This window comes from Arthrobacter sp. ISL-30, assembly GCF_018613855.1.
Taxonomy (GTDB): domain Bacteria; phylum Actinomycetota; class Actinomycetes; order Actinomycetales; family Micrococcaceae; genus Arthrobacter.
This window is the reverse complement of the sequence record NZ_JAGGPK010000041.1, coordinates 34,568-53,901: the sequence shown is the minus strand read 5'-3', so window position 1 is coordinate 53,901 and position 19,334 is coordinate 34,568. Positions and strand designations below refer to the sequence as shown.

The 19,334-nt window shown below is 63.6% G+C and carries 18 protein-coding genes; 12 read left to right on the top strand and 6 right to left on the bottom strand.

The annotated features are described in order from the left end of the window. Nucleotides 1-34: 34 nt before the first annotated feature. The 5 genes from J7E82_RS16175 to J7E82_RS16155 all read left to right on the top strand — a co-directional run bounded on the left by J7E82_RS16175 (nucleotide 35) and on the right by J7E82_RS16155 (nucleotide 4,907). Nucleotides 35-850: an SGNH/GDSL hydrolase family protein gene (locus J7E82_RS16175; RefSeq protein WP_214864427.1), complete on the top strand. Its 816-nt coding sequence runs from the start codon at nucleotides 35-37 to the stop codon at nucleotides 848-850. Nucleotides 851-1,006: 156 nt separating this feature from the next. Then, nucleotides 1,007-2,530, top strand: coding sequence for an alpha-N-arabinofuranosidase (locus J7E82_RS16170; RefSeq protein WP_214864425.1), 1,524 nt, complete (start codon nucleotides 1,007-1,009; stop codon nucleotides 2,528-2,530). A 163-nt stretch (nucleotides 2,531-2,693) separates the two neighbouring features. Continuing rightward, nucleotides 2,694-3,431 carry a fumarylacetoacetate hydrolase family protein gene (locus J7E82_RS16165; protein ID WP_214864423.1) on the top strand — a complete coding sequence of 246 codons (738 nt, stop codon included), beginning with the start codon at nucleotides 2,694-2,696 and terminating at the stop codon, nucleotides 3,429-3,431. A 100-nt stretch (nucleotides 3,432-3,531) separates the two neighbouring features. Beyond that, entirely contained in the window at nucleotides 3,532-4,221 is a 690-nt protein-coding gene (locus J7E82_RS16160; protein WP_214864421.1) for an NAD(P)-dependent oxidoreductase, read from the top strand. Nucleotides 4,222-4,226: 5 nt separating this feature from the next. Continuing rightward, on the top strand, nucleotides 4,227-4,907 hold the full coding sequence (locus J7E82_RS16155) for a maleylpyruvate isomerase N-terminal domain-containing protein (protein WP_214864419.1): 681 nt from the start codon (nucleotides 4,227-4,229) through the stop codon (nucleotides 4,905-4,907). A 63-nt stretch (nucleotides 4,908-4,970) separates the two neighbouring features. Here the strand turns inward: J7E82_RS16155 and J7E82_RS16150 are convergent, their stop codons facing one another. Further along, nucleotides 4,971-5,948, bottom strand: coding sequence for a family 43 glycosylhydrolase (locus tag J7E82_RS16150; protein ID WP_214864417.1), 978 nt, complete (start codon nucleotides 5,946-5,948; stop codon nucleotides 4,971-4,973). 135 nt (nucleotides 5,949-6,083) lie between these two features. Between J7E82_RS16150 and J7E82_RS16145 the strand changes: the two genes are divergently transcribed. The 3 genes from J7E82_RS16145 to J7E82_RS16135 all read left to right on the top strand — a co-directional run bounded on the left by J7E82_RS16145 (nucleotide 6,084) and on the right by J7E82_RS16135 (nucleotide 9,013). Beyond that, nucleotides 6,084-7,097, top strand: coding sequence for a LacI family DNA-binding transcriptional regulator (locus J7E82_RS16145; protein WP_214864414.1), 1,014 nt, complete (start codon nucleotides 6,084-6,086; stop codon nucleotides 7,095-7,097). A 45-nt stretch (nucleotides 7,098-7,142) separates the two neighbouring features. Next, nucleotides 7,143-7,580, top strand: a complete 438-nt coding sequence (locus J7E82_RS16140) for an SRPBCC family protein (RefSeq protein ID WP_214864412.1) — start codon at nucleotides 7,143-7,145, stop codon at nucleotides 7,578-7,580. 146 nt (nucleotides 7,581-7,726) lie between these two features. Next, nucleotides 7,727-9,013: a glycoside hydrolase family 27 protein gene (locus tag J7E82_RS16135; RefSeq protein WP_214864410.1), complete on the top strand. Its 1,287-nt coding sequence runs from the start codon at nucleotides 7,727-7,729 to the stop codon at nucleotides 9,011-9,013. A gap of 219 nt (nucleotides 9,014-9,232) precedes the next feature. Here the strand turns inward: J7E82_RS16135 and J7E82_RS16130 are convergent, their stop codons facing one another. Together J7E82_RS16130 and J7E82_RS16125 are read right to left on the bottom strand one after the other, a co-directional pair. Further along, the gene (locus tag J7E82_RS16130) at nucleotides 9,233-10,435 is read right to left on the bottom strand and encodes a Glu/Leu/Phe/Val dehydrogenase (RefSeq protein WP_251041989.1); all 1,203 of its coding nucleotides are present in this window, start codon (nucleotides 10,433-10,435) and stop codon (nucleotides 9,233-9,235) included. A 135-nt stretch (nucleotides 10,436-10,570) separates the two neighbouring features. After that, a complete protein-coding gene (locus J7E82_RS16125; protein WP_214864408.1) occupies nucleotides 10,571-11,494 on the bottom strand; it encodes a LysR family transcriptional regulator in 924 nt (307 codons plus the stop codon). Between the two features lie 251 nt (nucleotides 11,495-11,745). Here J7E82_RS16125 and J7E82_RS16120 point away from each other — a divergent pair, with 251 nt between their 5' ends. Genes J7E82_RS16120 through J7E82_RS16105 form a run of 4 tightly spaced genes read left to right on the top strand, consistent with a single transcriptional unit; the run spans nucleotide 11,746 to nucleotide 14,705 of the window. Further along, on the top strand, nucleotides 11,746-12,516 hold the full coding sequence (locus J7E82_RS16120) for an amino acid ABC transporter ATP-binding protein (protein ID WP_214864456.1): 771 nt from the start codon (nucleotides 11,746-11,748) through the stop codon (nucleotides 12,514-12,516). 5 nt (nucleotides 12,517-12,521) lie between these two features. Next, on the top strand, nucleotides 12,522-13,160 hold the full coding sequence (locus tag J7E82_RS16115; RefSeq protein ID WP_308113892.1) for an amino acid ABC transporter permease: 639 nt from the start codon (nucleotides 12,522-12,524) through the stop codon (nucleotides 13,158-13,160). Then, nucleotides 13,157-13,810, top strand: a complete 654-nt coding sequence (locus tag J7E82_RS16110) for an amino acid ABC transporter permease (protein WP_214864403.1) — start codon at nucleotides 13,157-13,159, stop codon at nucleotides 13,808-13,810. The genes J7E82_RS16115 and J7E82_RS16110 overlap by 4 nt, the downstream gene beginning before the upstream one ends. 58 nt (nucleotides 13,811-13,868) lie before the next feature. After that, nucleotides 13,869-14,705: an ABC transporter substrate-binding protein gene (locus J7E82_RS16105; RefSeq protein ID WP_214864401.1), complete on the top strand. Its 837-nt coding sequence runs from the start codon at nucleotides 13,869-13,871 to the stop codon at nucleotides 14,703-14,705. Between the two features lie 128 nt (nucleotides 14,706-14,833). Here the strand turns inward: J7E82_RS16105 and J7E82_RS16100 are convergent, their stop codons facing one another. From J7E82_RS16100 to J7E82_RS16090, 3 genes are all read right to left on the bottom strand, one after another. Then, nucleotides 14,834-16,183, bottom strand: a complete 1,350-nt coding sequence (locus J7E82_RS16100) for an FAD-binding oxidoreductase (protein ID WP_214864399.1) — start codon at nucleotides 16,181-16,183, stop codon at nucleotides 14,834-14,836. A 94-nt stretch (nucleotides 16,184-16,277) separates the two neighbouring features. Beyond that, on the bottom strand, nucleotides 16,278-17,816 hold the full coding sequence (locus J7E82_RS16095) for an aldehyde dehydrogenase family protein (protein WP_214864397.1): 1,539 nt from the start codon (nucleotides 17,814-17,816) through the stop codon (nucleotides 16,278-16,280). 57 nt (nucleotides 17,817-17,873) lie between these two features. Then, nucleotides 17,874-19,286 carry a VOC family protein gene (locus J7E82_RS16090; protein WP_214864395.1) on the bottom strand — a complete coding sequence of 471 codons (1,413 nt, stop codon included), beginning with the start codon at nucleotides 19,284-19,286 and terminating at the stop codon, nucleotides 17,874-17,876. Between the last annotated feature and the right edge of the window lie 48 nt (nucleotides 19,287-19,334).

Below are 19,334 nucleotides of genomic sequence, written 5' to 3'. Positions count from 1 at the left end.
ACACGGTGAGGTGCCCGCCCACGAGGAGGTCACCGTGCGCAAGGCAACCCGCTTCCTATTTCTCCCTTTGGTCCTGCTGTTTGCCTTTGTAGCCGCGCAGCCTATTTCGGCTTCATCGCCGCCAGCTTCCATGGCGGCCCTGGGCGACTCCATAACCCGCGCGACAAACGTCTGCTGCCCGCCCGGGAGTTACCAGGGCCAGTCCTGGTCCACGGGCGACAGCCGCGACGACGGGATCGCCAGCCACTACGAACGGTTGACGGTGCTGAGCCCCGCGATTGCGGGACGAAACTACAACAACGCCGTTGCGGGTGGCAGGGCCGCCAGCCTGCCGGGGCAAGCAGCCGCCGCTGTTTCCCGGGAGGTCGACTACGTCACCATCCTGATAGGTGCGAACGATCTGTGCACCTCCTCCGCTGCCACCATGACGTCCGAGGCGGAGTTCGCAGCTAGTGTGAACAGAGCCCTGGCAACTCTGCGCCAGGGGCTGCCCGGGGTGCGAATATTCGTGAGCAGCATTCCGGATATCTACCAGCTCTGGACCGTGTTGAACGGCAACCCGCTGGCACGCCAGAAATGGTCCGCCGATACCTGCCAGTCCATGCTTTCAAGCAGCAACACCGACGTACAGCGCCAGCAGGTAGTCCAGCGTGAACTCGCGTTCAACCAGATCCTGGCCGAGGCATGCGGGCGATACAGCAACTGCCGCTGGGACAACAACGCGGTGTACAACTTCAAGTTCTCTGCCGACGATGTGAGCACCCTGGACTACTTTCACCCGAGCGTGAGCGGACAGGCGCGCCTTGCAGAACTGACTTGGCGCGCTTCCTGGTGGGGCGACCAGCGGTAGTCCCGGACCTTCCAATGGAAAGTACTTGACGGTCCACAGGGGCAGCGCTAACAATGTTTCTATAACGTTGTAGAAGACGTTCCGGGTCACCTGGTTCCCCGGATCACCCAGTTCCAGACCACCTACCTTCCCATCATCAAGCTAAGGACTTATTTCGTGGGCAATGCAGAAGCTGCCGCAGCAAAAATCACCGTCGATCCCGTCTTCATCGTGGGCCCCGTCCGACGCAGGACCTTCGGCGCCTTCGTGGAACACCTTGGCCGTTGCGTCTACACAGGCATTTTCGAACCGGACCACGCGCAGGCCGACGAGGACGGCTTCCGCAAGGACGTCCTGGAGCTGACCCGCGAACTGGGCGTCTCCACTGTCCGATACCCGGGAGGCAACTTTGTCTCCGGCTACCGCTGGGAAGACGGCGTTGGGCCGGTGGAGAATCGTCCGGCCCGCCTCGACCTGGCCTGGCACTCTACCGACCCCAACCTCGTGGGTGTGGACGAGTTCATGAAGTGGTCCGCCAAGGCCGGTGTGGAGCCGATGATGGCCGTGAACCTGGGCACCCGCGGCACCCAGGAGGCCGTGGACCTCTTGGAGTATTGCAACATCGACGGCGGTACGGCACGGTCTGACGAACGCCGGAAGAACGGAGCCGAGGACGGCTACGGCATCAAAATGTGGTGCCTTGGCAACGAAATGGACGGCCCGTGGCAGATTGGCCACAAGAAGGCACCTGAGTACGCCCGCCTCGCCACTGAAACCGGCCGCGCCATGCGCATGGTTGATTCCGACCTCGAGCTGGTAGTCTGCGGCAGCTCATCTCCCGGTATGGACACCTTCGGCGAATGGGAGCGCGTGGTCCTCAGCGAAAGCTACGAAGTGGTGGACCTGATCTCGGCGCACCAGTACTTCGAAGACTTCGGCGACCTCCAGGAGCACCTCTCCGCAGGCCACCGGATGGACGCCTTCATCAAGGACATCGTGGCGCACATCGACCACGTGAAGTCGGTCAAGAAGTCGACCAAGCAGGTCAACATCTCGTTCGACGAGTGGAACGTCTGGCACATGAGCAGGGCCGAATCCAAGGCGCCCGGCGGCAAGGACTGGCCTGTGGCGCCCGTCCTGCTCGAGGACCGTTACACAGTGGCTGACGCCGTCGTCGTCGGTGACCTCCTGATCACGCTCCTGCGCAACACCGATCGCGTTCACTCCGCGAGCTTGGCGCAGCTGGTTAACGTAATCGCCCCGATCATGACCGAACCGGGCGGGCGTTCGTGGAAGCAGACCAGCTTCCACCCGTTCGCGCTGACGTCCCGCTATGCCTCCGGCACCGTGCTGAACCTGGCCGTCGAATCGCCGCTGGTGAGCAGCGAGAAGACCAAGGACTTTGCCGCGCTGTCCGCCGTCGCTACCTTCAACGAGGAGACGGGCGAAGCAGTGGTGTTCGCCGTGAACCGCTCGATCGAGCAGGACCTGTCGCTCGACGTCGCGCTCGCCGCCCTGGGCAACGTCAAGGTGGTTGAGGCGCTCAGCTACAGCAACAAGGATCCGTACTGGCAGGCCACCGCCGACGACTCGACGTCCGTAGTGCCGGTGGCAAACGGCAGCGTAAAGCTCGACGCCGGTCGCCTCACCGCTGAGCTGCCGGCCACTTCCTGGACGATGATCCGCCTGAACCTCGCGTAGGTGGCCCCCAACTGCCTCGCAGTTGTTGTCGTTATGCACTCCCCTGACGACAACAACTGCGAGTCAGTTTCACCTTGAGTTCATAATGTTGGACAGTGTTCAGCTAGTGTTAGATTCTTGTGGTCGGCACCAACGGCGGTACGGCGAGATCACAAGGAGTTCCATGCGCATCGCACGACTGCAAACCATGTCCGGACCCACGCACGCTGTGAGTGCTGATGGGGCATGGCAGCACATTGAGGACCCTTTTGCGGAGACGCTTTCGTTCACAGGAGCCGAAACTGCCGCCAGAGACGCCATCTTCCTTGCCCCGGTGCGTCCCGCGGTGGTGCTCGGCATTGCCCATAACCTGACGAATAACGACCACCCTTTGCCGATCCAGGCCTGGCACAAGTCGGTTCACACCATCGCCAACCCGGGTGATGGCATCACGGCTTCCCGCGGTGTCGGCACCGTCAACGTCGAAGGTGAACTAGCCGTCGTCATCGGGAAACGGGCCGCCAATCTGACGGCCGAAAATGTGCTGGACCACGTGCTCGGCTACACCGTGGTCAATGATGTGACGAACGTGGACCAGGGACTGCATGACGAAAAGAACTTCCAGAGCAAGGCAGGGATCAACTACACGCCGCTTGGCCCCTGGATCGAGACCGAGCTCGTGGACCCTGACAACGTCCCGACAGAAGTCAGCATCAACGGGAGAGTGGAGGCCCGCTCCGGCTCCTTTAATCTGCCGTCATCCGTTGCGGATTGCCTCGTCTACGTCACCTCGTGGCTGACCCTCGAGCCGGGTGACGTGGTGATGACGGGAGCGCCGAACACGTTCGTGGCCGTGAAGCCGGGTGACCGCGTTGACATCACCCTCGGTGGAATCGGCACGCTGACTAATACTCTCGTCTAGGCGCTGAATGCCGGTCCGGCATCGGATCTTGACACCTGGGATCTATGTCGGCACCGTGGGGGCAATGGGCACTCCCTAGCATTTGGGCGAGGTGGCGGCGATGAGGGTTTTTGTTGCGGGTGGTACCGGAGTGGTGGGTCGACGAGTGGTCCCCTTGCTGCTCAGGCAAGGACATGAAGTCACGGTCCTGGTCCGTTCGGCGGAGAAGGCCGAGGCCGTCAGCCAAGCGGGAGCCCGGGCTGTCGAGGTAAACCTGTTCCACCCTGCCGGACTCGCTCGCTCGATCCCAGGACATGAAGCAGTTGTAAATCTTGCGACGAGCATTCCGCCGTTCTCCCGCGCCGTACTGTCCAGGGCATGGAAACTTAACGACCGGATACGCGCAGAGGGCTCAAGAAACCTGGCGGACGCGGCTGCTGCCGCCGGCGTCGAACGGTTCATCCAGGAGTCCGTAGCATATCTCTACGCCGACGCAGGGTCAGAATGGATCTTCGAGGACCATCTGGTTCGTCCGAGCGTCATCACAGCTTCGGCGGGGGAGGCGGAGAACCAGGCGCGGCGCCTGGTCGAGTATGGTTGCGCGACTGTCGTCCTCCGGTTCGGTGCCTTCTACGGACCCGACAAGCAATCGTTCCTTGAGAGAGAAGACAGCGTGGGTGCCGCGATACCGGAGTGTGCGCGAAGGATTGCCGGCGGTCGCCGCCGCCCTGCGGCATCAAGCCGTCCCCGACGGCAGGGTCGGCCAGGACCGCAACGTGACCGGGGCGGATGCCGGTCTGGCCAAGCCTGAAGACCGTGAGTGAGTCGCATTCGGGCTCCGCGTCCCCGTTGAACTCACCGGAGTCGTGGGCCGAGGGGTTTTGGGAAGCAGTCCGGGTCGCGGAGCCAGTGCTCACCTCGCCGCGCATCCAGGAACTCTGGAGCCAGGGAAGCGCCCTGGCGGAAATGTCCGTGGGGGACCTGACCGCCCACCTTGTCCGGGCAGTAACCACTGTGGTGTCCTACCTCTCCCAACCGGCCCCGATTGGTCAGCCGATTTCCGCGGCGGCATACTATCTGGCCGTCATCGACGACCCGACGGACCTCACCTCCTCCCAGAACACCGCCGTCCGGCAACGTGCCCATTCGGAGGCGGCCGCCGGTGCGGAGCAGGTTCTGCGGAGCTGGGAGGGGGCAGTTACCGAGGCGGGTATAGTCCTGGCTCACGCGTCCCAGGACCGACTCGTCACCGTGGCTGGCGGCCTCGTACTGACCCTCGACCAGTACCTCGCCACCCGGGTGGTTGAACTCCTTGTCCATACCGACGACCTCGCCGTGAGCATCGGCATCGCGACTCCCCGACTCCCCCCGGCCGCAGCCAAACTGGCCGAGCACGTCCTGCTCGATGTCGCCAGGGAACGACACGGAGACATCGCAGTGCTTCGCGCCCTTACGCGTCGTGAGCGAAGCTCCGCAGAAGTATTGCGCGTCCTGTAAGCTCACTGACCGTCGGCTGGCAAGATTCGAGGAACCAGGCGGAGTTGTCAGGACGCCCAGGTCCTACAACAGCGCAGGGTCCAGACTGACTGGGGCCTCCCGGTCCCGGGTGCAGATGAGCGTGTCCCCTTCCACGTGCAACAGGGCTGCCTGGATACTGGTGCGCTGCTCACGTACAGCCTGCTCCGGATCTTCCAGCCCGTTGGCCATTTCGGTGTCCTGCCATTCGGGATGGGTGAAGTAGAAGATGTAGGCGTAGTCGCCCTGGGTAACGATGTCGGCATGGCGACCGTAGGTGGCGTCGTCGATGCCGCTCCCCGGGGCATCCAGGATCAGCCCGTTGTTCGCCTCCTGCCGCGTCCATTCAAGGCCATCGGGGGAGCGGTAAACGGCCTGCCCCCGCCACTCGTCCACCACCATCCAGTACCACCCGCCCAATCGGAACACGTTGGGCCCCTCGTGTGGGGGTTTCGGAATCACCAGTCCCTCGAGCTGCCAGTGGATCATGTCCTCGCTGACAGCTGACCACGTGGTGGCTCCGTCCAACTCGTCCTTGAACCAGAGCCTTTGTTTCCCGTCCCCGACCAACGCGAAGGCCGCATCGATGACGTTCTCCGAGCCGGCGTCGACCGTGCCGGCGCGCACCCAGTGCTGGAGATCGTCGCTGACAAAGTGCACCAGGCCGCGTTCTACTTGCTCCTCCCAAGTGGCGGCTGCCCCCGCCGCCCACGTCAGGAACATGTGGTACTGCCCGGCATGCCACACGACTTCCGGGGCCCAATGGGTATTGAGGGCGGGGGAGCCATCCGGGTCGAGGCCCTCCACCACGCCCCGATAACTCCAGCTGGCACCGCCATCCTCCGACACTGCTATCCCGATGCGCGTGCCGGTAATCCAGTCGACACCTCCCGTGACTAGTGTCGCCCGTCGGGCCGTATAGAACATCCACCATTCGTTGGTTCCTCGGCGGTGGATCACGGTGGGATCGGCGGCGCCATCGAACACGGGGCAGCGGAAAAGCGGCGAAGATACGGGGGTCAATGGGACTCCTGGCAACTGGGTGATCACGAATGGTGGGGATGATTCTATAACGTTGTAGATGTTAGGGAACAGGGGGAACCGGCTCTAATCTGCAACGATGTATCCAGAGGATATTCCGGGAGAAGGGGGCCACGCATGGCTGTAACCATGAACGACGTCGCACGTGCCGCAGGAGTCTCGCTCAAGACAGTGTCCAATGTGCTCAACGACTACGAGTTCATTCGCCCCGCCACCAAGCAAAAAGTGCTCGACGCAATTGCCGAGCTTGGCTATGAAGCCAACCTGACCGCCCGCAGCCTGCGGTCGGGCAAAACGCGCATGCTCGGCCTGGTCTTGTCGGACCTGGCGGCTCCGTACTACGCCGAACTCGCGTCAAAGCTGATGAAGGCGGCGTCCGCGAGGGGCTATCGCGTCCTCGTGGAACAGTCCGCGGCGCGAAAGGACAATGAACTCAGTGCCCTCAAGGGAACCTTCCGCCAGCTGACGGACGGCCTCCTGTTCACTCCGCTGGCGCTGAATGCTGATGACATCGCGGCGAACAGCGGCAGGAAGCCCGTTGTGATGCTGGGCGAACACATCGACGATCCGCGCTTCGACCTGGTCACCATGAAGAACACGGAGGCAGCCTCCGCGGTAACCGCACATTTGCTGTCTTCGGGGCGACGCCGAGTGGTCATCCTCGGTGCCGCGCACGGTGACGTCGGCGGCAGCAACGGTCTCCGCCTTACCGGCTATCGTGGTGCGCTCGCCGCGGCGGAGGCCGATTATGACCCGGCCCTCGTGGTGCCTTGCGAATGGCGGCGCGATGCCGGGGCTGCCGCCGTCGGAAACCTCCTGGACAGCGACGTCAAGTTCGACGCGATCTTCGGGCTCAACGACGCGGTCGCGCTGGGTGCCTTGCACGAGTTGATCATCCGCGGCGTCAAAGTGCCGCAGGATGTTGCGCTCGCCGGCTTCGACGACATCGAGGAGGCGCGTTTCGCGTCGCCGTCGCTGACAACTGTAGCGCCTGGCATGGATGAAATTGCGGAGCGCTCTGTCGGGCTGTTGATCGATAGGATCGAAGGCGCGGAGACTTCCGAGAGTGCGATTCACATTGAGGCGGGCTTCGAACTGAAAGTCCGGGAATCGGCACCTGGCAAGAGCTAGGAGCCGGGCAAGGACTAGGAGCCCGTCAAGGGATAGGGGAGAGTCATGGTTGACGTCACCGTTCACACTGTCATCAACAAGCCGCCCGAGGTGGTTGCCGCCTACGCCGGGAATCCGGAAAACGCGCCGGAGTGGTACTCGAACATCAAGTCCGTCGACTGGAAGACCAGCCCGCCGCTCCGCGTCGGCTCACAACTGGCGTTCTCCGCCCGGTTACTCCGCCGGACCCTGAATTACGTCTACGAATTCACAGAGCTCGAACCCGGCCGGAAGCTGGTCATGCGGACTTCCCAGGGCCCGTTTCCAATGCAGACCACCTACACCTGGAACGACGCCGACGGCGGCGCCACGCGCATGTCCCTCCGGAACAACGGGACTCCGGCCGGTTTCTCGCGGCTGGCGAACCTGGTTATGGCGCCGATGATACGACGCGCAACACGTAAGGATCTGGCCAGACTCAAGGAGCTGCTGGAGTCGCGCTGATCGGCTCCCGCCTACGGTCAGGGGCTGCCAGCCCCGCTGATCGTCCGCCGCTGGCGGCCAGGGCTGCTGCCTGCCGCCGCTGCCAGCCGAGATCTACCCGCGCATCCCCCTTCCCTCCTGCGCGGTAGTTCTATAACGTTGTAGGAATGTTGATAGCGCAAACCCCACCCATGGGCTGGAACAGCTGGGACTGTTACGGCCTCACCGTTACCGAACACGAAGTCCTGGCCAACGCCAGCTTCATCGCCGACCGCCTCGCCAGCCACGGCTGGGACACCGTCGTCTTGGATAGCCATTGGTACGATCCCGCCGCGAAGGCAGGGCCTTATACCGGCGCCCGGCTGCTCCTTGACGGCTTCGGCCGCCACCTTCCAGCCGGGAACCGGTTCCCCTCCGCAGTGAACGGGCAGGGCTTCACTGCCCTCGCGGAAAAGATCCATGGCATGGGGCTCAAGTTCGGACTGCACATCATGCGCGGCATTCCGCGGCAGGCCGTTAACGAGAAACTTCCAGTGCTCGGCACCACGTATACCGCAGACCAGATCGCGGACACGACGTCGGTCTGCGAATGGAACCCAGACAACTACGGCCTGGACCACAGCCACCCCGGCGCCCAGGCGTACTACGACTCCCAACTGGCGCTTCTTGCCGAATGGGGCGTGGATTTCATCAAGGCCGACGACATGGTTGGCCCGTACTTCCATGTCGAGATCGAGTCTTACCGGCAGGCCATAGACAAGACCGGCCGGAACATTGCGCTGAGCCTCTCCCCGGGCCGGGCGCTGTCCCTGGAGCACCTTGATCACCTGCGGGACAATGCCGAGATGTGGCGGGTGTCGGATGATCTGTGGGACATCTGGGAGGACGTCGAGGCGCAATTTACTCGCATGGCACGCTGGGCACCGCATCAGCGCCCGGGTTCATGGGCCGACGCCGACATGCTGCCCGTGGGCAACATTGCACTGCGTGCCGAGCGCGGCACCGAGCGGCTTAGCCGGCTCACCCTGGACGAGCAGCGGACCATGATGACTCTCTGGTGCATGTCCAGGTCGCCGCTGATGCTGGGGTGCGACCTTCCCTCCTCGCCGCCGGAGACCCTGGAGCTCCTCACCAACGCCGACCTCCTGGACGTCCTCAAGCACAGCACCGGGAACCGGGAAGTCCTCAGCGACGCAGGCCTCGTACTGTGGACCGCTCAAAGTACGACGTCGGCAGACTGTTTTGTGGCTGCGTTCAACCTGGGAGAGGGGGACCTCGAGCGCGCGGTGCTGCTTGCCGACGTCGGGGTCGCCGGCGGGCGCGAGGGCTGGGAGGGCCGCGAGGCCTGGACGGGAGCGCCGGCGTCGTATGTTCCGTCCCCTGCAGGTCCCGCCCTGGAACTGAGGCTGCCGGCCCACGGCGCGGCGCTGTACCGGTTCAAGTCACCCAACTGAGTGGCAGTTGTTGTCGTCATTCGCGCTCATGGCGACAACAACTGCCAGCTACATGGGCTGGGCCTCTGTGGGCGCGTCCAGCCAGCCATTTCCGGGCAAAGAGGGTCAAAACTGCATCCGACTCAAAGGCGGGCTGTATGCCGGAGTGTCGGCCTGGAATCCGGGGCAAAGAGGGTCAGAAATGAAGCAAGTTGACCCCGGCACCTGCACCACGACGACCTACACCAGGACGTCGATGGACTCCATTGCGCCATGTGGTGTCTGCCGGCGCAGGCGCATGGCTTCCAGGACGCGCTTTTGTGCCAAGGCGTAGGCGGCCTCGTGCGGTGTCAGCCCTGCCCGGCTGCTCTCGTCGAGGACGGCCTTGGTGTTGGCGCGAAGCTTGGTGGAGATCATCGAGAAGATGTCTGCCGGTTCCACAACAAACGGCGAATACCTGGCTGCCATGGAATGAGCTGCCGCAACTATGCCACCGGCGTTGGCGATGAAATCCGGGACAACAGCGATGCCGCGTTCATGCAGGATGGCGCGGGAATTGGTGGAGGTGGGGAGGTTTGCGCCTTCGACGACGAGCTTGACGTTGGTGGATGCGGCGATGACGTCGGTGACGGTGTCTTCCCGGGCGGCAGGGACGAGGATGTCGGCATCCGCGGTCAAAGCGATCTCGGCCGGCAGCACAGTTCCGTAATGGTTCACGCAGGAATCGCCTGCCTCTGCACGCAGCCTGACGAGCTTGTCGACGTCGAGCCCGTCCGGGTCGTGAACCGAACCGACCGCCGTCGACACCGCTACGACCACGGCTCCAAGTTCCACCAGGCGTGTTGCCGCTGCCTGCCCCACGGCCCCGAACCCCTGGATGGCGACGCGGGATCCCTTGAGGGTGATGTCCCGGCTCTGGGCGGCAGCGTCCACGGCCTCTGCCACGCCATATCCAGTGACTCCGAGCTGATCGTAAGGGAGGCCTCCAAGGGCGCGAGGAAGGCCGGTGGACGCACCCCGGTCACCCAGCTCATCAAGGAAGATGGCCGCGTCCTCCTCGGACAGGCCCATGTCGAGACCGAAGACGTACTCCGAAGGAACTTCGTTGGACAGCGTCCGGGCGAACGCGCGGAGGATTGCCTCCTTGTTTGGATCGTTGGGGTCACCGAGGATGCCGGCCTTGGCACCTCCGTGGAACAGGTCCACGGCGGCCCACTTCCACGTCATTGTGCGGCCCAGGCGTGCAACCTCCCGCACAGTAAGGCTGGGACTCATCCTGGTCCCGCCTTTGCCCGTTCCGCGGGCGGTATTGTCCAGGACCAGGACTCCACGCATGCCCGTCTTGCGGTCGGAGACCACAACTACCTTCTCGGGACCCCACTCGTCGATCAGGTCAAACACACAGTCAGTCACAGTCAGTCCATCCTTATCCTGCAGCAGCATTAGTAGTTGCTAATCAGCTTGCAGGCTGGATCTTGGCGGACGCCAGTCCTCGAGTCCCAGTCTTCGTGCAGAAGGCATAAGCAATCCTTGCCCTGCTGGGCACAGCGAAGATCGGGCCGGTTGCAGCAGAATGCCTCAGGCGACGAAGACGCCCTCCAGGCGTTCAGCAGCCTTCGCAGCCGCCTCCCTCAAGGCGCTCACTGCTCCTTGTACCGCCGGATTAACGCTGGCCGGTGGATAGAGGGCCACTACGTGCCGGCGGACGCCCAGGTCGTGTACCCGGCCGGTGGCAAGGTCGCGGTTATCGACGTCGGACAATGCCGGGACGAACGCTATCCCCAGGCCGGACCGGACGAAGCCACGGATCACTTCATAGTTGTCGCTGCGGAACTTCACGTCCTGCTCGAACCCGGCTGTGGCGCAGGCCCGTCGCAAGGCCCGGGCGCCGGACGTCCTTTCACCGGTGGAAACCCAGGTTTCGGCACTTAAATCCGCCAGGGAGATTTCAGAGCCAGCGAGATGGTGATCGGTAGGCAGGAGCAGTACAAGGTCTTCGCTGAGCAGCTTCGCGGAGCGCAGGGCTTTCGGCCACCCATGCGGCACGAGGTCGTAGTGATAAACCAGGGCAAGGTCCAGGTCCCGGTCCACAAGGAGTGGAACCAGAATGTCCGGCTCTCCCTCATCGAGTTCAATCTCCACGTTTTCGTGGGACTGGACAAACACGGACAGGGCGAGCGGCAGCAACTGTTGGCTCGCCGTCGGAAAGCTGCCAAGCCGCACCCTGCCGACGTTTCCTTCAGACATGGCGCGGACTTCATCTTCGAAGGTCCCCACCGCCGCCAGCACCTCCTGGGCCCGTTGGCCGAGGAAGCCGGCAGCGGGCGTGGGCCTGATGCCATGCGCGTCCCGCTCGAACAGTGACATCTTCACGGCCCGCTCAAGGCTGGCCATCTGCTGCGAAACCGCCGATCCCGTATAGCCAAGTTGACGGGCTGCTTCGGCAAAGGACCCTGTCCGCAGCACAACGATCAGGGTTCTCAAGTGCAGGGTATTCAGCATAAGGCCAGCTAATCGCATCAGGACATCGACTGCAAAGACTCTAAGCGATGGTTGTGGTGCTGGCAGGGCTCTGCAAGGAGCCATGTAAAAAACCAGGGCAAGAATCATTTATGCCAGAGCCAATATCAGTCATTCTGGAATGCTTCCGTGACGCAACTCACCTCGGGCATAGTCAAGCAGATAAGGGCTCGCTTTCCCCGCCCACGTATTCCCTGGACCGACCCACAGGAGCACATCCAGCAATGCCACCTATGCAGGAAAAACCCTTGACCAAGCCGCTGGCGATCCGGCTGGATTCCATCGCCAAGAACTACGGAGAACACACAGTCCTCAAGAACGTCTCGCTGACGGTGCGCGAAGGAGAAGTAACCGCCCTCATCGGTCCCAGCGGCGCAGGCAAGAGCACCTTGTTGCGTTGCATCAATCTGCTGGAGCGTCCGGACACCGGCTGCATCACGGTAGAGGGAAGCCGGATCGACGCCGGGACCAACTTCACGACCAAGGATCTGGCGGCGCTGCGACGCAACGTGGGCATGGTCTTCCAGTCCTTCAACCTTTTTCCGCACCTGAACGTCCTGCGCAACGTCAGCATTGCCCAGGAGCGCGTTCTTGGCAGGACTCGCAAGGAAGCTGACGTCCGCTCCCTGCAGCTTCTGGAACGTGTTGGCCTGGCAGACAAAGCAAAGCAATATCCCTCCCGCTGTTCCGGAGGCCAGCAGCAGCGCATCGCGATCGCCCGGGCTCTTGCCCTGGACCCGCGGGTGATGCTGTTCGACGAACCGACGTCGGCCCTGGACCCGGAAGTAGGGCTCGAGGTCTTGGCGGTCATGAAGGAGCTGGCCGCCGAGGGTATGACCATGGTGGTTGTCACGCACGAAATGCAGTTCGCCCGTGACGTCTCAGACCACCTGGTCGTCATGGCCAACGGGGCCATCCTGGAAGAAGGGCATCCTGAAGACATCTTCACGGACCCTGTCCAGCCCCGCACCAGGGAATTCCTCCGAGCCGTACTGGAGCGCTGAGGCCGGTGGACATCTTCCTGACCGTCCTTCAAGGCGTGCCGATGACCATCGGACTGACTGTGTCGGCGCTCGCCATCGGCGCCGTGGGCGGCATTCCCCTTGCACTGGGCCGGCGCTCGCAGATCCCCGCTCTTCGGTTCCTGGCCGTCTCCCTGATCGAGATCCTTCGCGGCATCCCACCCATCGTGTGGCTCTTCATCATCTATTTCGGCCTCGGCACGGCCCTTCCCCAGCTGGACCCGCTGACGTCGGCCATCGTCGGCCTGGGCGTGATTTCCTGCGCCTACATGGCCGAGATCTACCGCGGTGGACTATCGGCGGTTGCGCAGGGTCAGTGGGAGGCCAGTGAGGCCCTGGGGATGGGCCGGCAGTCGGTGCTGACCTTCATCATCGGCCCGCAGGTCTTCCGGGTCTCCGTCCCGGCGGCGGCCAGCTACGCGATCGGGCTGATCAAGGATTCCTCTGTGGCCTACACCATCGGCGTGACGGAAATCGTGTACTTCGCCAATGACCAGTCCCGGCAAAGCTCGGACGCCCTGGGCCCCTTCTTCATCGCCGCCCTGGTGTACGTCATCATGACCATTCCCTGTGCCTGGGCTACCCGGGCGCTGGATGCCCGACTGCGAATGCGAGTAGCGCGATGAACATCTTCACTGACTGGCCGTCATACCTGCCGGAGCTCCTGGCGGGTCTGGGCGTCAGCGTCCAGGTGGCGCTGCTAAGCCTGGCGATCGGCATTCCCGGGGGACTCCTACTGGCGATCGGCGCCGGCAGCAAAAACAAGCTCGTCAGGGTGCTCATCATTGGCGTTGTCGAGATTGGCCGCGGCACCCCTGCCCTGGTAGTCCTCCAGATCTTCTACTTCGGGCTTCCGGCCAGCGGGCTGACCCTGACATCCATGGCGGCGAGTGTGGTCGCCCTGGCGGCAACGACCGCGGCGTACACCAGCGAAATCCTTCGAGGCGGGCTGCAGGCAGTGCCGCAGGGGGAGACAGAAGCAGCGGGTGCGCTCGGCATGAATCGGAAGGACACTCTCCGCTTCATCGTCATCCCGCAAGGGTTCAGGGTAGCCATCCCGTCGCTGATTGGTTTCGCCATCCTCATTTTCCAGGCCACATCCCTGGCTTACACGGTCGCCCTTCCGGAACTACTGAGCCAGGCCTACTCGATCGGTTCCACCACCTTCAACTACCTCAGCGTGCTGCTCCTGGCGGGCCTGATGTACGCGGCAATCACTATTCCTGCCAGCTGGCTCACCGGCAGGGCCGAAAAGCGCCTGGCCCAGCATCTCTAGTCCTCCGCCTCCCCGAACTGCAACTGCGTCCCAAACCCCACCCAACTCAAGGAGACCGATGAAGTACCAGAAGACCGCTGTCATGGCAGCCCTGGCTATAGCAGTGACGGCTCTGACTGGCTGCAGCGCCGCCGCCAGCAGTGCCCAAAGCGCCGATTGCAAACCTGCCCATACGTTCCAGACGGTCGCACCGGGAAAGCTCTCGGTGGTCCTGTACGACCTCCCGCCCTTCTCGAAGCTTGAAGGAAGCAAAGTAACGGGTGTGGATGGTGACATCATCAACGCGATCGCCGAGATGGAATGCCTGACGGTCTCGGCCAAGTCCGTGGCCACCGCTGCGAACATCCCCACTGTGCAGGCCGGCCGCGCTGACGTCTCCATCGCCGCCTGGTACCGCACTGCGGCCCGGGCGGAAATCGTGGGACTCACGGATCCCATCTACACCGACCAGATGGCCATCATCTCCAAAGACGGTATTGACGACGCCGAACAGCTTCAGGGCAAGTCGGTGGGAACCGTTGACGGGTACTTGTGGGTGGACGACATGAAGAAGCTCCTCGGCGATTCCCTGAAGGTGTACCCCACCACGCTGAACATGAACCAGGACCTGGCAGCGGGCCGCATCGACGTCGGGATTGACAGCTACGGCTCAGCCCAATTCAACAAAAAGGGGGACTTCGAGGTAGCGGTCATCAAGCCCAATGATGCAATCGCCGCGTCCAAGGAAGCGGCCCAGATTGGTATCCCCGTTCCGCAGAAGAACACGGAGCTGCTGGCGGCGCTGAACGAGGACTTGAAGACGCTGCGTGAGAACGGCAAGCTCAAGGAAATCCTGACCGCCAACGGCCTGGACGCCTCCGCTGCCGATACGGGAGACGCGCGGCTCATCAAGTAGGCAATTCCGAACGCAATGACAAAGCGGCGGCCCCCTTGTGGGGGCCGCCGCTTCGTGCTTTCCTGCTAGAGCCCGACGTTGCGACGCCCGACGTCGGGACGCCTGGCCCGACGGCGGGCTGCAGTCTCCTAGACGCCGCGGCCGGGGGAGAGGATGCCCTGGGGGTCGAAGGCATTCTTGATCATGAGGTGGGCGGAGCGTGCGGCGGGATCCAACTGCTTGCCCAGTGATCCGTACTTGAGCGAACCGACCCCGTGTTCCCCGCTGATGGTCCCGCCCAGCATGAGCGCCTGGTCCGTGATGAGATCCAGGATGCGTTCGGCCTCTGCGTAGGCCTCGGGGGACTCGTCCCCGATGACCACCGAAGGATGCAGGTTGCCGTCCCCGGCGTGGGCGAAAGTAGGGATGGCGACATTTTCGTTGGAGCTGATCTTGTCCAGCGCCTCGAACATGTCGGCCAGTCGGGCGATGGGAACGGCCACATCACAGGAGGCACGCAGGCCCCTCGCATCCAGCGCCTTGCCCGAGACGCGCCGGGCCTCGAGGAGGACATCTCCTTCGGCCTGCTCGACGTCGGTGGCGCCCGCTTCCCGGCAGAGCCGCGCAGCCGTCGCGGCGTCGACGTCGGACGTCAGTGACAGGAACTGCCCCACCAGGATCGCGGCACCGTTGGTGGATAGTCCGGTTGGATGGAACTTTTCGACAATCTCCACGCTGGCCCGGTCCATTAGCTCAAGGACTTCCGGAACGACCGAGCTGTTCATGATGGCGGTGACTGCCCGTCCTGCAGCGGCCGCTGAGGGGAAGGTCGCACGGAAGGTGACCGCGTTTCCGGCAGGGCGGGGCCGGAGACGGAGCGTCGCACCGGTGACGATTCCCAGGGTGCCTTCGGAACCAACGAAGAGGCTGGTCAGGTCGTAGCCCACTACGTTCTTGCGGGTTTTTGACCCGGTCCTGATGGTCTCTCCGTTGGCCAGGACAACCTCCAGGCCCGCAACGCTGTCGGTGGTGACCCCGTATTTCACGCAGCGCAAGCCACCAGCGTTGGTGGCGATGTTTCCGCCGATGGTGGACTGCCGATAGCTCGCCGGGTCCGGGGCGTACATCAATCCGTATTCCGCGGCGGCCGCGTCGATATCTGCGGTGATGACACCAGCGTGGACCTCTGCCAGACGATTGCCCGGGTCAATGCCCACGATGGCGTCCATCTCGGCGAGGGAAATCACCAGGCCTTGGGGATAAGCTACGGCGCCGCCGGCCAGGCCGGTGCCTGCGCCGCGGACGGAGACCGGGACGTTGTTTCGAGCGGCCCAGCGTACCCCTGCGGCAACGTCCTGGGCGGAGTGGGCTGTGAGGACTGCCAGGGGCAGGCCTTGGGGCTTTGCGCGGGATGCATCGGCGCTGTAGCGAAGCAGCTCGGCAGGCTCGGTCAGGACACGTCCTCCGAGTTCCTCTTCCAGGTCCTTGGTTTTAGTCACAGTTGGTCTTCCTTTGAGCGGGTGGTGAAAGGGGTATGCGGTGACCGCCCGAAGGCAGCCACCGCATACGTGGTCAGTCCAGTTGCTGGTCGGGTTAGAGGAACTTCACGCCCTGGGCGAGCGGCAGTTCTCCGGAGAAGTTCACGGTGTTGGTCGCCTGGCGCATGTAGGCCTTCCAAGAATCGGATCCCGACTCGCGGCCTCCGCCTGTTTCCTTTTCCCCGCCGAAGGCGCCGCCGATTTCCGCGCCGGACGTGCCGATGTTGACGTTGGCGATGCCGCAGTCGGAACCGCTGGCTGACAGGAACCGCTCAGCCTCGGTCTGGTCCTGGGTAAAGATGGCCGAGGAGAGGCCCTGGGGGACGCTGTTGTGGATCTCGATTGCTTCGTCCAGGGTCTCGTAGGTCATCACGTAGAGGATGGGCGCGAAGGTCTCGTCGTGAACTACCGCCGTCTGTGCTGGCATGCGGACCACAGCCGGTTCGACGTAGTAGGCCTCCGGCTGGTCGTCGGCCAGCACGCGGTTGCCGCCGTAAACGACCTCGCCACCTTCAGTCACTGCCTGGGTCAGCGCCTTCTGCTGGGCCTGGAAGCTGCCGGCGTTGATCAGTGGTCCGACGAGGGTGTCGTCGAGCGTGGGGCTGCCGATGTTGAGTGTGCGGTAGGCGTCCACGATCCGGCCCACTAGGGTGTCCGCGATGGAGGAGTGCGCGATCAGCCGGCGCAGGGAGGTGCAGCGCTGGCCGGCGGTGCCCGCGGCGGCGAAGACGATGCCGCGCAGGGCCAGGTCCAGGTCGGCCGACGGCGCCACGATCGCACCGTTATTGCCGCCCAGTTCCAGCAGAGCCCGGCCGAAACGCCTGGCCACGATCGGCGCGATTTCCTGGCCCATGCGCACCGAACCGGTGGCGGACACGAGGGCGATGCGGGGGTCCTCCACCAGCTTCTGTCCACCCACCCTGTCAGTAAGAAGCAGGTGGTGAATGCCTTCGGGCGCTCCGACGTCCTTGGCGGCGCGGGCCAGGAGCGTGTCGACGGCGAGGGCCGAGAGGCGCGTGGCGTCTGCGGGCTTCCATACCACAGTGTCCCCCGCGACGAGGGCGAGGGCCGTGTTCCAGGCGAACACCGCCACCGGGAAGTTGAAGGCGGAGATGATGCCGACGACGCCGAGCGGGTGCCAGGTTTCGGCGAGGCGGTGGCCCGGGCGCTCGGAGGGCATGGTCTTGCCGTAGAGCTGGCGGGACTGGCCCACGGCCAGGTCAGCGATGTCGATCATTTCCTGGACTTCGCCCAGCGCTTCGGAGCGGATCTTGCCCACCTCGGAGGTGATCAGGGTGGCGACGTCCTCCTTGTGTTCGGTCAGCAGTTCACCCCATCGCTTGACTAGCGCGCCGCGGACAGGCGCCGGGACGTTCCGCCAGGTCTTGAAGGCCTCGGAGGCCTGGGCGATGGCGGACTCGATTTCCTCGTCATTGTGAACCTTGGTGTGGAGGATCACCTCGCCAGTGATCGGAGATCGCGTTTCCCGTGTTCCCTCCAGTGAGGTTGGATCGACGCCGATGGCCTTGAGGCTCTTGCTGACCTCTGCCGTGATTTCGGAAGTGGCCGGAATGGAGGATGTCAACGTGGGCATGATTGCCTTTCCTTCGGTAGTGCTTTGATCAAAGAAGTGACTAGAACCGGGTAGTGACTAGAACGGGCGGTCGGTGATGGTGAGGTTGAGCTGACCTTCGGCTGCCGCAAGTGACGCCGCCTGCTGGGCGGCGTACAGCTCGGTGGGGTCGAAGATCCGGCTTCCCAGGACCTCCGACAGGCGGTTGATGTCGTACGGGGTGCCGAGCTGTTTGTCGTCGCGGGAACCGTCATCGGTGAGGTTCGACTGGAAAATCCCTGCCGCGGAACGGGGCAGGAAGTCCTCGTAGACAATTGGCTCGGGAACCAGGCTCCCGGCGTCGACCAGTTCACGTAACGACGCCGATTCCCGCCCGGAGGCGGGGCCAGGATTGGCGACCCGGTAGGTGAAGAAAGCCAGCCCCTGAAGGGCCAGTTCCCGCTCGGTATTGGGCAGGTTTTTACGCCAGACCTCGGTGGCTACGTCGATCCGGGTAGTTCCCGCAGGGGCTGCTGCCAGGAGGCTGTCCACTTCGGCCACCATGCGGTCGTAGACGTCCCGGCCGCGTTCGGTCAACGCGATGCCACGCTGCTCGACTTCACCGAAGCGGACGCGCAGCGAGCCGGGACGGACTTCGCCGTCGGAATGTCGGAAGCTGCGTTCCTCGGCGAGTGCGCGGAACGAGGTCTGGCGGAGGAGGATGTCGGGTCCTTCCCAGTTCGGCGGGCCCTGGATTTCGTCGATCATGGCGATGCCTCGGGCTTCCATGCGGGCGTAGAGATCGTCGATATCCAGGACCCGGGGCGTGAGGTGGTTGATGTGGGTGGAGGGAACGCCGCCGATGTCAGCCGCTACCGCCGAAATGCGCTCCAGCTTGAAGTACCAGTCATGGTCGACAGGTTCCTGCGACAGCTCGAACGCCGTCGTCGCCAGGTCCAAAAGACGGGCCGCCTCGGCCTCGGACAGCTCTTTTTCGGCGCTGGCCTTGTCGGCGAGCTCGAGGAGTTCCTCGCTGAACAAGGTCCGCGCCCCGATGAAGGATTCGAGCTGCTTCTCGGTTTCCTCGTCAAAGAAGCGCCGGTCGTCATGGGCAAGCATTGAGGTAAAGACCCGGAACGGGTTCCTGGCCAGCTCCGCAGCATCGATCGGGCGGAACGCGGTGGAAACCACGGGAACCGAACTCTTGGAGGCGTCCCGCAGATCATAGAAACCCACCGGGTACATTCCAAAGGCCGCAAAAACGCGCGCTACCTGGGCGAGTTCGCGTGCCGATCCCACACGGATGGCTCCATGGCGCTCTGCGGTCACGCGATGGATGCTTCCCAGCCTCTCCGCGTCTTCCCCGTTCTTACGGATTAAGTCCTCGTTGACCTCTCGGGAGACGTCCACGAGGGTGTTGTAGGCCGGTACTTCCTTGCCGTAGAGCGTAGCCAGCCGGAGCGCGAACTCGGCCCGCAGTTCCCAGAGCTGAAGCTTCGTCGTCGTTGTCATGGGCTTTGTGTCCTTTCTGGTGCTGTCGTAGTGGTCGAGTGATGTGCT